Annotated in this window: 13 protein-coding genes; 1 reads left to right on the forward strand and 12 read right to left on the reverse strand. The window is 73.0% G+C overall.

Translation table 11 applies throughout. From position 1 onward, the window contains the following. Positions 1-2: 2 nt before the first annotated feature. The 12 genes from secD to pgsA all read right to left on the reverse strand — a co-directional run bounded on the left by secD (position 3) and on the right by pgsA (position 11,247). Complete coding sequence (secD, locus tag MXD59_RS09955; RefSeq protein WP_248824435.1) at positions 3-1,928, reverse strand: protein translocase subunit SecD; 1,926 nt, start codon at positions 1,926-1,928, stop codon at positions 3-5. Between the two features lie 165 nt (positions 1,929-2,093). Then, positions 2,094-2,684, reverse strand: coding sequence for a preprotein translocase subunit YajC (gene yajC / locus MXD59_RS09960; RefSeq protein ID WP_308301684.1), 591 nt, complete (start codon positions 2,682-2,684; stop codon positions 2,094-2,096). 119 nt (positions 2,685-2,803) lie between these two features. Further along, positions 2,804-3,850 (reverse strand): Holliday junction branch migration DNA helicase RuvB, encoded by a 1,047-nt coding sequence (gene ruvB / locus MXD59_RS09965; RefSeq protein WP_248824436.1) that lies wholly within the window; start codon positions 3,848-3,850, stop codon positions 2,804-2,806. Between the two features lie 54 nt (positions 3,851-3,904). Then, on the reverse strand, positions 3,905-4,627 hold the full coding sequence (ruvA, locus tag MXD59_RS09970) for a Holliday junction branch migration protein RuvA (RefSeq protein WP_248824437.1): 723 nt from the start codon (positions 4,625-4,627) through the stop codon (positions 3,905-3,907). Continuing rightward, entirely contained in the window at positions 4,624-5,142 is a 519-nt protein-coding gene (ruvC, locus tag MXD59_RS09975; protein WP_163548647.1) for a crossover junction endodeoxyribonuclease RuvC, read from the reverse strand. The genes ruvA and ruvC overlap by 4 nt, the downstream gene beginning before the upstream one ends. Before the next feature lie 196 nt (positions 5,143-5,338). Continuing rightward, complete coding sequence (locus tag MXD59_RS09980) at positions 5,339-6,094, reverse strand: YebC/PmpR family DNA-binding transcriptional regulator (protein WP_163548648.1); 756 nt, start codon at positions 6,092-6,094, stop codon at positions 5,339-5,341. 22 nt (positions 6,095-6,116) lie between these two features. Beyond that, positions 6,117-6,716 (reverse strand): pyridoxal 5'-phosphate synthase glutaminase subunit PdxT, encoded by a 600-nt coding sequence (pdxT, locus tag MXD59_RS09985; protein WP_163548649.1) that lies wholly within the window; start codon positions 6,714-6,716, stop codon positions 6,117-6,119. Next, positions 6,713-7,663 carry a pyridoxal 5'-phosphate synthase lyase subunit PdxS gene (gene pdxS / locus MXD59_RS09990; protein WP_283096617.1) on the reverse strand — a complete coding sequence of 317 codons (951 nt, stop codon included), beginning with the start codon at positions 7,661-7,663 and terminating at the stop codon, positions 6,713-6,715. Before pdxS ends, pdxT begins: the two co-directional genes overlap by 4 nt. A 204-nt stretch (positions 7,664-7,867) precedes the next feature. Beyond that, positions 7,868-8,404, reverse strand: a complete 537-nt coding sequence (locus tag MXD59_RS09995; RefSeq protein WP_163548651.1) for a hypothetical protein — start codon at positions 8,402-8,404, stop codon at positions 7,868-7,870. 43 nt (positions 8,405-8,447) lie between these two features. Beyond that, positions 8,448-9,575 (reverse strand): glycosyltransferase family 4 protein, encoded by a 1,128-nt coding sequence (locus MXD59_RS10000; RefSeq protein ID WP_248824438.1) that lies wholly within the window; start codon positions 9,573-9,575, stop codon positions 8,448-8,450. Next, positions 9,572-10,480, reverse strand: a complete 909-nt coding sequence (locus MXD59_RS10005; RefSeq protein ID WP_248824439.1) for a phosphatidylinositol mannoside acyltransferase — start codon at positions 10,478-10,480, stop codon at positions 9,572-9,574. The genes MXD59_RS10000 and MXD59_RS10005 overlap by 4 nt, the downstream gene beginning before the upstream one ends. Next, complete coding sequence (pgsA, locus tag MXD59_RS10010) at positions 10,477-11,247, reverse strand: phosphatidylinositol phosphate synthase (RefSeq protein WP_248824440.1); 771 nt, start codon at positions 11,245-11,247, stop codon at positions 10,477-10,479. The genes MXD59_RS10005 and pgsA overlap by 4 nt, the downstream gene beginning before the upstream one ends. Positions 11,248-11,513: 266 nt before the next feature. Between pgsA and MXD59_RS10015 the strand changes: the two genes are divergently transcribed. Then, a partial coding sequence (locus MXD59_RS10015) for a GTP-binding protein (protein ID WP_248824441.1) occupies positions 11,514-12,418 on the forward strand: 905 nt, incomplete at its 3' end.

Here is a 12,418-nt window from a genome sequence, read left to right on the forward strand (position 1 = left end):
TCTCAGCTCTCCCGCTTCTGCCCGGCCGGCGTCGGCCGCTTGGCCAGACGCGCCCTGGTGGTGGCCACCGGGACTGCGGCGGCCCGTCCGCCGATCATCTTCGGGCTCAGTCCCGAGAAACGACTGACGGAGAACAGCCTGCGCCGCACCAGCAGCGCTACCAGCGGCCGGGTGAAGATGAACATGATCAGTACGTCGCTCAGGGTGGACAGACCCAGTGTGAAGGCGAACCCGCGCACCGAGCCGATCGACAGGATGTAGAGCACCGCGGCGGCGAGGAACGACACGGTGTCGGCGGCAAGCATTGTGCGCCGCGCGGCGGGCCAGGCCCGGTCGGCGGCGACCCGCACCGTCCGACCGGCCTGCACCTCGTCCTTTATTCGTTCGAAGTAGACGACGAACGAGTCGGCGGTGACACCGATCGACACGATCAGACCGGCGATGCCGGCGAGGGTCAGCGTGAAGCCGATCGCGCTGCCCAGCAGTACCACCGACGCGTAGATGATCCCGCCGCTGACCACCAGAGAGGCCACCACGACGATGCCCATCGCCCGGTAGTACAGGAACGAGTAGGCGATGACGAGCAGCAGACCGATCCCGCCGGCGAGCAGGCCACCGTGCAGGGAGTCGCGACCCAGGGTCGGCGAGATCGACTCCGCCTGGGACCGCTCGAACGCCAGCGGCAGCGCACCGTAGCGCAGCACGTTGGACAGATCATCGGCGTCGGACTGGTTGAAGGAGCCGGAGATCTGGGCCGTGCCGGCGATGCGCTCGTTGGTCTGCGGCGCCGACTGGACGACGCCGTCAAGCACGATCGCGACCTGCTTGCCGATCGTCTGCTCGGTGAGGCGGGTGAACTTGCCCTGACCGGAACCGGTGAACTCGACGTTCACCACCCACTGTCCGGTGTTGATGGACGTGGTGCCGCCACCGCCCTGCAGACCGGCGGACGCGGTCTTCACGTCCGTGCCGACGACCGACGCCGGCATCAGCAGGTACTTGGTGGTGCCGTCGCGGTCACAGGCCGCGATCCAGTCCTGCGCCTTGTCGGTGCTCGCCGCCGAGCGGCGCACGTCGCTGGGCGCGCAGGTCAACGCGGTGTACTGGGCCACGACACTGGCCGGCGGCGCGGCCGCGGCGGCGGCTGGATCGGTGGCCTGCGTGGGCGCCGGGGAGGCCGTCGTCGACGGAGCGGGGGAGGCCGAGGCCGCGGGCGCCGCCGACGGGGCGGTGCTGGCGGCGGGGGCGGTGCTGGCGGCGGGGGCGATGGTGGCGGCGGGCGCGGTGGTGGCGGCGGGCGCGGCGAGCACGGTCGAACCGGACCGTGCGGAGAAGGACACCGCCTGCACCGCGAGGCCCGAACCCTCCCCCGGCAGACCGAGGGCCGCGGGCCGCTGGGTCGCGGCCGGGCTCGGCTGGGTGGCCGCACCCGGCGCCACGCTGGGTGTCGGTGCCACCGACGGAGCGGGGGTCGCGCTGCCCGCGGGGGCGGGGGTCGCGCCGGGGGCCGGCGTCGCCGGTGTCGGCGCCGCCGCGGCGGCCGTATCGGCCTGGTAGACCTGACGGAAGCGCAGTTCGGCGGTCTGACCGACGAGGTCGACGACATCGCTGCGGCCACGGCCGGGCACCGAGATCTCGATCTGGTTGCCCGTGCGGTGGACCTCGGACTCGGCGACCCCGAGCCCGTCGACGCGTTGGCGGATGATGTCGACAGCCTGGTTGATGGCGCCGGAGTTCACCGACTGGCCACCCGTGGCCCGAGGGGTCAGGATGACACTCGTGCCACCTTGGAGATCGAGACCGAGCCGGGGGGTCCAGGTGCCGGTGACGGCCATAAGGCCGTAGAGCAGGGCGAACAGCCCTCCGAGGATCCCCAGCCGGGTCCATGCGGAGGTTCCCGCGGAAACCCGTGCCGAGCGGCGTGCCACGTGCGAGCCCCTTCCTCATGCACCGGCTGACCGGCGCTGGTTCGCCTCGCCGTGCCCGGAGCGGCGTTGCTCAACGTACCCGAACGAATGTCACCGAGGGTACGTTCCGAGCCCCCGGCGGTGACGCGGCGACTGTGCGTCGCCCGGTTCTACGATGACCCGCGGTCACAGCTCCTTGCGTAGCCGGTCGGGCGTCCCCGCGTCGCCGTTACCGGTCGTCTCGCCACCGGCCGACGTACCACCAGCTGACGTACCACCAGCTGGCGTCTCGCCGGACGCCGCTCCGTCGGCGGCAGGTGTGTCGGCGGCAGGTGTGTCGCCGACGCCCTCGCCGGTCGAGCCGGCACCGTGTGCGCCGACACCATCACCGTGATCATGGTGATCGTGATCGCCGTGGTCGTGGTCGTGATCGCCGTGGTCGTGGTCGTGATCGCCGTGGTCGTGGTCGTCCTGGTCGCCCGGGGAACTCAGCACGCGGGCGACCGCGCTACGACTGAAGCGGCAGACGACGTCCGGGGCGATCTCGAGCAGGATGTCGCCCTCGTCCAGCTCGACGACGGTGGCATAGAGACCGGCGGTGGTCACCACCAGGGTGCCCGGTTCGATCCGCGACGCCTCCTGCTGCTGGGCCTTGGCCCGGCGGCGCTGCATCGAGAAGATGTAGACCACGACGAGGACGAGGAGCAGCGGGAGCAGAAACCCGCCGATCGATCCACCTTCGCTGTTGCCCGCCGCCGTCGTCATGTACGCGCCCACATCCCGTCCTCCTGAACTGTTGCGGCGATCGTACGTATCGAACGGGTGCGTTCGGTGGGCAGGGCCCGGGAGTCCGGTTTGTACCGCTGCGCGCGTCGTCGCCAGGCTGCCGCGGCAGGTCAGCCAGCGTCGGGGAACAGCGCCGCCTGACTGCGCCCAAGCGGGTCACTGACCGGTTCGACACCCAGATGCTCGAAGGCGGCCGGCGTGGCCACCCGGCCGCGGGCGGTGCGGATCAGCAGGCCGGCCCGCAGCAGGAACGGCTCGGCCACGTCCTCGACGGTCTCGGTCTCCTCGCCGACCGACACCGCGAGCGTCGAAAGGCCGACCGGACCGCCACCGAACCGGGTGACCAGGGCTTCCAGGACGGCCCGGTCGAGCCGGTCAAGCCCGAGCCCGTCGACGTCGTAGACCCGCAGCGCGGCGGCGGCGACCTCACGGGTGACCGTGCCGTCGGCACGCACCTCGGCGTAGTCGCGGACCCGGCGCAGCAGCCGGTTCGCGATCCGTGGGGTGCCCCGCGAGCGACCGGAGACCTCGTCGGCGCCCTCGGGGGTGAGCCGCACGCCGAGCAGCCCGGCGGAGCGGGTGAGCACCTGGGTGAGCTCGTCGGGATGGTAGAAGTCCAGGTGGGCGGTGAAGCCGAACCGGTCGCGCAGCGGTCCGGTGAGCAGCCCGGAGCGGGTCGTCGCGCCCACCAGCGTGAACGGGGCGAGCGCCAGCGGGATCGCCGTCGCCCCGGGGCCCTTGCCGAGGATCACGTCGACCCGGAAGTCCTCCATCGCCGAGTAGAGCAGCTCCTCGGCCGGCCGGGCGATGCGGTGGATCTCGTCGAGGAACAGCACCTCGCCCGGGGAGAGCGCGGTCAGGATCGCGACGAGATCACCGGCGCGCTCGATCGCCGGGCCGCTGGTCATCCGCAGGGGAACCCCGAGCTCCTCGGCCATGATCATGGCGAGGCTGGTCTTGCCCAGGCCGGGCGGACCGGACAGCAGCACGTGATCCGGCGGTGTGCCGCGGGCCTGGGCGCCCTCGAGCATGATGGTCAACTGTTCGCGGACCTTGCCCTGGCCGACGAACTCGCTCAGGGTGTGCGGCCGCAGACCCGCCTCGAACGCCCGTTCCTCGGCGTTGGCGACCGCCGAGACCAGGCCCTGCTCACCCATCCGCGCCGCCGGGGCAGGCGCTTGGCCACTGTCGGCACGGCCCGCGGCGGGCCGTCATCGGCGCAGCACGGCGAGGGACCCACGCAGCAGCGTCGCCGCGTCAGGCTCGGCGACGGGGATGGCGGCCTCGGAGACTGCGTCGCCCGCGGGGGTGTCGCCCGCGGGGGTGTCGCCCGCGGGATCGGCGAGCGGAGGGTCGGCGAGCGCGGCCAGCGCCCGGGCGACGGCGTCCTCGGCTTCGCGGGCGGAGTAGCCGAGCCCGCCAAGGGCCTCCCGCACCGAGGCCGCGACCGTGCCACCGGGACCATGCTCGCCGGGGCTGCCCGCCCGGGCCTGCGCACCCGCCCGCGGGCCGGGCACAGCCGCGGGACCGCGCGGGGGGCCGAGGCGGTCGCGCAGGTCCAGCACGATGCGCTGGGCTCCCTTGCGGCCGATGCCGGGTACCCGGGTGAGGGCGTTGAGGTCCTCCTCGGCGACGGCGCGCCGGACCGTGTCGGGATCGTGCACGCCCAGGACGGCCTGGGCCAGTTTCGGGCCGACGCCGGCCGCGGACTGCAGGACCTCGAAGACGTCCCGCTCGTCGGGCATGGCGAAGCCGTACAGGGTCAGTTCCGTCTCGCGCACGACCAGGGTGGTGGCCAACGAGGCCGGCTCCCCCACCCGCAGGGACGCAAGCGTCGCCGGGGTGCACTGGACCAGCAGCCCCACCCCGCCGACCTCGACGACGGCGGACAGCGGCCCCAGCGCGGTGACCGTGCCCGACACCGAGGCGATCACCGCGTGCCCCCGGGGCCGGCGGCCGCCCGCATCCGAGCCAGGGCCGGGCCGCGCCACAGGTGGCACAGCGCCAGTGCCAGCGCGTCGGCGGAGTCGGCGGGCCGCGGCACCTCGGCCAACCCGAGCAGCTTGGTGATCATAAAACCGACCTGTGCCTTGTCGGCCCGGCCGCTGCCGGTGACGGCCGCCTTGACCTCACTGGGCGTGTACAGCACCACCGGCAGATCCCGCCGGGCCGCCAGCATGATGGCCACCGCGCCGGCCTGGGCGGTGCCCATCACCGTGCGCACGTTGGCCTGGCTGAACACCCGCTCCACTGCCACGGCCTGCGGCCTGGTGCGGTCCAGCCAGGCGTCGATCCCGTCGGCGATGGCGCGCAGCCGATCGGCCACATCCGCCCCGGCCGAGGTGCGCAGCACCCCGACCTCGACCAGGGTGGCCCGGGTGCCGACGCCACCGTCGACCACTCCCACGCCACACCGGGTCAGCCCCGGATCGACTCCGAGCACCCGCATCCATCCTCCCGAGTACACACGCCGCTGGGAACCCACCGCTGAAGAACCCGCCGCAGGGAACCCGCCGCAGGAGGACGCGCACCGCGGCGAGAACACTCGTTCGATACTACGGCGTGCGGCGCAACCACGACATCCACGACACGCCGACCGCGGCCATCGGACGCCCCCGGCAGTGTGCCCCGGCGTTCGGGCGCACTCAGCTGGTGACCAGCTCCATGACATCGTCGGAGATGTCACCGTTGAACCAGACGTTCTGCACGTCGTCCAGGTCCTCGACCGCCTCGACCAGCTTGAGCACCTTGGCGGCGGGCTCGGCGTCCAGCTGCACGCTCACGCTCGGCAGCCAGGAGATGTCAGCCGAGCTGACCTCGAGCCCGGCGTCGGTCGCCGCGACCCGCACCGCGTGCAGATCGGTCGCCTCGGAGATGACCTCGAAGTCGTCGCCGAGGTCGTTGACCTCCTCCGCGCCGGCGTCGAGGACGGCCAGCAGCACGTCATCCTCGGTCAGCCCGTCCCGCTTGGCCAGCAGCACGACGCCCTTGCGGTTGAACAGGTACGACACCGAACCCGGGTCGGCCACCGTCCCACCGTTGCGGGTGATCGCCACCCGCACGTCGGACGCGGCCCGGTTGCGGTTGTCGGTCAGGCACTCGACGAGCACCGCCACCCCGGCCGGCCCGTAGGCCTCGTAGGTGATGCTCTCGTAGTTCACGCCGCCGCCGAGTTCACCGGAGCCGCGCTTGACCGCCCGGTCGATGTTGTCGTTCGGCACCGACTGGGACTTCGCCTTGGCGATGGCGTCCGCGAGCGTCGGATTGCCGGCCGGGTCTCCCCCGCCGGTCTTGGCCGCGACCTCGACCGTCTTGATCAGCTTGGCGAACAGCTTGCCGCGCCGGGCGTCGATGACCGCCTTCTTGTGCTTCGTGGTCGCCCACTTGGAGTGACCGCTCATGTCCTGCCCCTCTTACTGGCAATCACCGACCTGATCCGGATGATCGCACGATGTCGACGAAAAGCCGGTGTACCCGGAAGTCACCGGTGAGCTCGGGATGGAACGCCGTTGCCAGCAGCGACCCCTGACGGACCGCCACCGGCGCCTCGGCGACGCGGGCCAGTACCTCGACCGTGTCGCCTGCCTTTTCCACCCATGGTGCCCGGATGAAGACCGCATGCACCGGCGGTCCCGGCACACCGACGACGTCGAGGTCCGCCTCGAACGAGTCGACCTGCCGGCCGAACGCGTTGCGCCGGACCACCATGTCCAGCCCGCCGACCAGAGGCTGGTCGGGTCGGCCGTCCACGACGTCCCGTGCAAGCAGGATCATGCCAGCACACGAGCCGAACACGGGCAGGCCCGCCAGCACCCTCTCCCGCAGCGGTTCCAGCAACGCGAACACCCGCAGCAGCCGCCCGATGGTGGTGGACTCCCCACCGGGCAGCACCAGGCCGTCGACCTCGTCGAGCTCCGCGACCCGGCGGACCTCCACCGGCCGGGCCCCGGCCGCCGCGAGCGCGCGCGCGTGCTCGCGGACATCTCCCTGCAGCGCGAGGACGCCGATCCGCGGGCCGCTCACCAGCCACGATCGGCATAGCGGGCGGCCGGCGGCAGCTCGGAGACGTTGATGCCGACCATCGCCTCGCCGAGGCCGCGGGAGACCTTCACCAGGACATCCGGGTCGTTGTACATGGTCGTGGCCTCGACGATCGCCCGGGCCCGACGGGCCGGGTCGCCGGACTTGAAGATGCCGGAGCCGACGAACACACCGTCGGCGCCGAGCTGCATCATCAGCGCCGCGTCCGCCGGGGTCGCGATGCCGCCGGCGGTGAACAGCACGACCGGCAGCCGCCCGAGCCGGGCCACCTCGGTGACCAGGTCGACCGGGGCGCGCAGCTCCTTGGCCGCGGCGTACAGCTCCTCGGCCGGCAGGGCCGAGAGCCGGGCGATCTCCGCGCGGATGGTGCGCATGTGCACCACGGCGTTGGACACCTCGCCGGTGCCCGCCTCACCCTTGGAACGGATCATCGCCGCGCCCTCGGCGAGCCGGCGCAGCGCCTCGCCGAGGTTCGTCGCACCGCAGACGAACGGGACGGTGAACTTCCACTTGTCGATGTGGTGATGCGGGTCGGCCGGGGTGAGCACCTCGGACTCGTCGACGTAGTCGACGCCGAGCGCCTGCAGCACCTGGGCCTCGACGAAGTGCCCGATGCGCGCCTTGGCCATCACCGGGATCGACACCGCGGCCACGATCTCGGAGATCATGTCCGGGTCGCTCATCCGCGCGACGCCGCCCTGGGCGCGGATGTCGGCGGGCACCCGCTCCAGGGCCATGACGGCGACGGCGCCGGCGTCCTCGGCGATGCGCGCCTGCTCCGCGTTGACCACGTCCATGATCACGCCGCCCTTGAGCATCTCCGCCATGCCGCGCTTGACGCGGGCAGTGCCGGCGTGGCGAGCCGCGTCGCCGTCACGGGGGGAGTCGGCCGCCAAGCCGCTGCTGGGGGCGCTCTGGGCCTCGGACATGATGTGCCGTCGCTTTCGCTTCCAGTCGGGCACCACACACGGGCCGGCACCGCCGTCGTCCGCGCCGCGCCCGATCGGACACTGCGGGAGAGGTCGGCTGCCCGGCCCGGTGATTCCCGTGTGGGTGGGTCGGTATCCCATCGTACGGCGCGGTCCGGTCGGCCATCGGTGCCGTGGGCGGGGCAGCCCGGTCAGGGCCGACGCTCAGGAGGCGAGGCCCGGCAGATCCCCCCGGACCGGCAGCGCGTCGTCGATCTCGAAGTAGGTGGGGCTCGGCCGACGTCCGACCAGGTGCAGCAGCCGGATCAGCCGGCGCCCGGCCAGGGCCCGCAGGTCGCGCACGGCGTCGTTGTGGAACTGGCGGGCGAGCGCGACCCGGGCGGCCTCGCTGTCGACCGCGTGCAGCTCGGTGGGAAAGAGCTGTCCGGCCGCCGCGACCTCACCGGAGCGCAGGGACCGGCTCAGCAGGTTCTCGGCCAGTTCGACCCCGCCGTCCAGCGGGCCGCCGGCCAGCAGCGCCGGATGGGCGGCCCGCGCCCGCCGGACGCTGTCGGCGAGCTCGGGCAGCGCGCACCGCGTGGCGAGCGCGTCGGCGGCGTCGGCCCGGGCGACGAGCTGGGTGACCAGTCCCCCGCGGGCGTCGGCGACCCGGGCGGCCAGCCGATCAAGGCGCAACGCCAGCCAGGTCAGATAGGTCGCGATCGCCACCACCAGAGCAACCACCACCACGAGGGCATCCATCTCGCGCAGCGTAGCCAACGCCGCGGTGTGACCGGGGTCCCGGTCAGCTGGAAGCGACCGACACCCGCCCGTCACCGGAGACCATCCGGTAGACCCCGACGATGCGTTCGGCGATCGTGCGCCAGTCGTAGGCCTGCGCGACCGTGTGGGCGTGGCGCACCAGATCGGTGACGCCGCCCGGGTCGGTGAGCACCTCGGCGAGGACCTCGGCCAGCCGCGCCGGGTCACCCACCTCGAACAGCCGCCCGGCCCGCCCGTCGTCCAGGACGCGGCGAAACGCGTCCAGGTCGCTGGCGACCACCGGGGTGCCCGCCGCCATCGCCTCGAGCAGCACGATGCCGAAGCTCTCCTGCCCGGTGTTCGGCGCGCAGTAGACCTGGCCGGAGGCGAACACCCGGGGCTTGTCCGCGTCGGAGACGAGGCCGATCAGGTCGACCCGGTCCCGCAGCCGCGGGTCCAGCCGGGCGCGCAGACCCGCGGCGTCACCGGGGCCGGCGACCAGCAGCCGGACGTCGGCGACGCTGGCCAGTAGCGCTGGCATCGCGGCGAGCAGCACGTCCAGACCCTTGCGGGGTTCGTCGATGCGCCCGAGGAACACCACCGTGGGGCGTCCGTCGTCGTAGCCGGGCAGCGGTGTCGCGCCGACGAAGCCCGCCACCGCCACCCCGTTGGGGATGAGGATCGCGTCGGCACCCAGATGCTCGACCAGGGTGCGACGGGCCGCCTCCGACACCGCGATGCGCGCCCGCAGCTTCTCGAACGACGGCTGCAACGCGCCCTGCGCGGCGGTGAGAAACCGCGAGCGCGGGTTGGCGGTGTGGAACGTGGCGACGATCGGACCGTCGGCGAGCATGCAGGCCAGCAGGCCGATGCTGGGCGCGCTGGGCTCATGGACGTGCAGCACGTCGAAGTCGTGTTCACGCAGCCAGCGGCGCACCCGGGCGGCGGAGACCGGCCCCATCAGCAGCCGGGCCACCGAGCCGTTGTAGCGCACGGGCAGGGCCCGCCCGACGTCCACGGCGTAGGAGGGCAGGGTCCGTTCGTCGTCGACGGGTGTGATCACCGAGACCTCGTGGCCGGCCGCGATCAGCGTTTCGGCCAGGTCCCGCACATGCACCTGCACCCCGCCGGGCACATCCCAGGTGTACGGGCAGGCGATCCCGATCCTCACGGAGCCGACGATGCCGACGATGCCGGCGCGCGGGTCGGCGACGACGAGGGCGGATCGTCCCGCCAGACGCGTTGGAGCATGTGCCAGTCGGCCGGGTGGGCGGCGATGCCCTGGGCGAACTCGTCCGCGAGGGCCTGGGTCATCGTGGCGACGTCGCTGTGTGGCACGGGCGCGTGAATCCGCCCGCTCCAGCCGTCGGTGTCGAACCACAGGGTGACCGGCAGCAGGACCGCCCCGGTCTCCAGGGCGAGGGCGGCGGGGCCCGCGGGCATCGTCGCGGTCGCGCCGAAGAAGCGCACCGCGACTCCCGAACTGGACAGGTCCCGATCGGCGAGCAGGCACAGCGTGCCACCGGCCCGCAGCCGCGCGGCGAGCACCTCGTAGGGCGGGGACTCGCCGCCGGTCAGCGGGATGACCTCCATCCCGAGCGCGGTACGGAAGGCGAGGAAGCGCTCGAACAGCGACTCCGGTCGCAGCCGCTCGGCGACGGTGGTGAACGGCATGCCGCTGGCCACCAGCCACGCGCCGGCCTGCTCCCAGTTGCCCATGTGCGGCAGGGCGACCACCGTGCCACGGCCCTGGGCGTGTGCCTCCCGCAGCACGTGCTGGTCCAGCAGGCGCATCTGGCGGACGATGCGCTCGAGGCCGAGATCGGTCAGCCGGAAGACCTCCAGCCAGTAGCGGGCGTAGGAGCGCATCGCGGCGCGGGTCAGCGCGTCGAGGTCGGTGCCTGTCGGCGCGACCCGGGCCAGGTTGGAGCGCAGCCGCCGCACACCACGACCGCCCCGGCGGCAGGCGAGGTCGGCGCCGGCCCGGAAGACGGCCGCGGCCAGCCGCTCCGGGAGCAACCGGACGACCCGCCACCCCAGCGCGTAGGCCAGATCGGTCAGCCGCCCGGAGCTCACGGCCGCCGCGGGACGCCGCGGCCGGTCATCGCCGCCGTGGGCCCACCGGCCGACATCGGCCCGCCGCCCGGCAGCGGAGCGCCCGGCGCCGGCGACCCGCCCGACCCGCCCGACCCTGCCGACCCGGACGGACCACGCGAACCACGCGGGCCAGGGGGATCACCGGCGCGGTCCCACTGCCGGTAGACGTGGATCACCCGCTGGATGACGGTCAGCGATGTCGCCCCGACCAGGAACCACAGTGCGGCCGGCAGCAGATAGGGCACTCCGAGCCCGTACAGCCCGGCGGCGACCAGCAGGGTGAGCAGCCGCTCGCCGCGCTCGGCGAAGCCGACGTTGCAGGTGAAGCCGAGGCTTTCGGCCCGCGCCTTGACATACGAGGTGATCGACCCGGCGACCAGGCAGATCAGCGCCGCCACCACAAGCGGCGTGGAGTCGCCGTCCCCGGCGTACCAGATCACCAGGGAGCCGAAGATCGCGGCATCCCCGACGCGGTCCGAGGTGGAGTCGAGGAAGGCACCCCACTTCGACGACATCCCCCGCGCCCGGGCGATCACCCCGTCCATCAGGTCGGAGAAGACGAACAGGGTGATCACGATCGTGCCGAGGAAGAACACGCCGCGGGTGAAGAAACCCAGCGCCGCGCCCGCCACCCCGACGGTGCCGATGATCGTCACCACGTCCGGTGAGATCGACGAACGGGCGGCCCACTGGCTCACCGGGTCGAGCACCTTCTGGATCTGCGGTCGTGCCTTGCTTGCGAGCATGTCCGTCCCGTCGTCCCGCGCACGTCTGCCCGGCTTCGGGCGGTCTTCACAGTACCGCCGAGCACCGACATCCTCGCCGCCACGACGGGCGCCCACCGACCCCCGTTCCCGCCCCGGCCCCACGTCCTCCCCACGTCTTCACCACGTCGTCCCCGTGCCTTCCCCCGCCGACGTCCGGGTTGTGCCGCGCGTCACAAAGGAGGAGTCTGCCGGTACCGGCTGCGGGAGACGTCCGGATCAGGGAGGCCGCGATGACGGTGGGCTCGATGGGTGTTCGCAACGTGGCACTGGTGGGGCACACCGGCGCCGGCAAGACCACGCTGGTCGACCGGCTGCTGGCCGTCGCGGGGCCGCCTGAGCGCCACAACGGGCAGCACGGCTCGCACACCAGCTATCTGGGCCACGCCGACGTCGACCATCGCCGGGCCCGCTCCGACGGCCTCACCCTGTGCTCGTTCGAGCACGACGGGTGCACGGTGAACCTGCTGGACACCCCAGGCCATCCGGACTTCCTGGGTGACCTGCGCGCGGGGCTGCGGGCCGCCGACGCCGCCCTGTTCGTCGTCAGCGCCGTCGACGGGGTGGATGCCGCGACCAGCCTGCTGTGGTCCGAGTGCGCCGCGGTGGGCATGCCGCGGGCGATCGCCCTCACCCATCTCGATCATGGTCGGGCCGACCTGGACGCCACGATCCGCGACTGTCGGCGCGTGTTCGGCCCCGGTGTCCTGCCGGCGATGCTGGCCCGCCGGTCGGACGAGGGTGGCATGCGGCTGACCGACCTCCTGCACGATCGGATCGTCGAGTACGCGCCGTCGGGCGAGCGCCGCGAACTGTCCCCCGAACCGTCCGGGGACACCGCCCGGGCCGCCCGGGCCGCGCTGATCGAGGCCATCATCGCCGAGAGCGAGGACGAGACCCTGCTCGAGGGCTATCTCGACGGCGCCGAACCGGACCCGGAGTTGCTGTCCGCGGATCTGGCCACCGCCGTCGCCCAGGCTGGTTTCTTCCCCGTCCTGCTCTCCGGTCCGCTGCCCGTCCCCCACCCGCCGCCGGGCCCGGGCGGCGGGGGCGGGGGGGCGCAGGGCGTGGGGGGGGGGCGCGGGGACCTCGAGGGTGTGGGCGAGGCGTTCGGCCTGGCGCAGCAGGTCGGTGCGGGTGATGCCGACCCGGC

The organism is Frankia umida, from assembly GCF_023242945.1.
Lineage (GTDB): Bacteria > Actinomycetota > Actinomycetes > Frankiales > Frankiaceae > Frankia > Frankia umida.

Coding starts and splice junctions, on each gene's coding strand:
- ruvB (WP_248824436.1), bottom strand. CDS start 3,850: ATGGGTGAGCAGGGCCTGGTCTCGGCGGTCGCCAACGCCGAGGAACGG.
- ruvC (WP_163548647.1), bottom strand. CDS start 5,142: ATGCGGGTGCTCGGAGTCGATCCGGGGCTGACCCGGTGTGGCGTGGGA.
- MXD59_RS09980 (WP_163548648.1), bottom strand. CDS start 6,094: ATGAGCGGTCACTCCAAGTGGGCGACCACGAAGCACAAGAAGGCGGTC.
- pdxS (WP_283096617.1), bottom strand. CDS start 7,663: ATGTCCGAGGCCCAGAGCGCCCCCAGCAGCGGCTTGGCGGCCGACTCC.
- MXD59_RS09995 (WP_163548651.1), bottom strand. CDS start 8,404: ATGGATGCCCTCGTGGTGGTGGTTGCTCTGGTGGTGGCGATCGCGACC.
- pgsA (WP_248824440.1), bottom strand. CDS start 11,247: ATGCTCGCAAGCAAGGCACGACCGCAGATCCAGAAGGTGCTCGACCCG.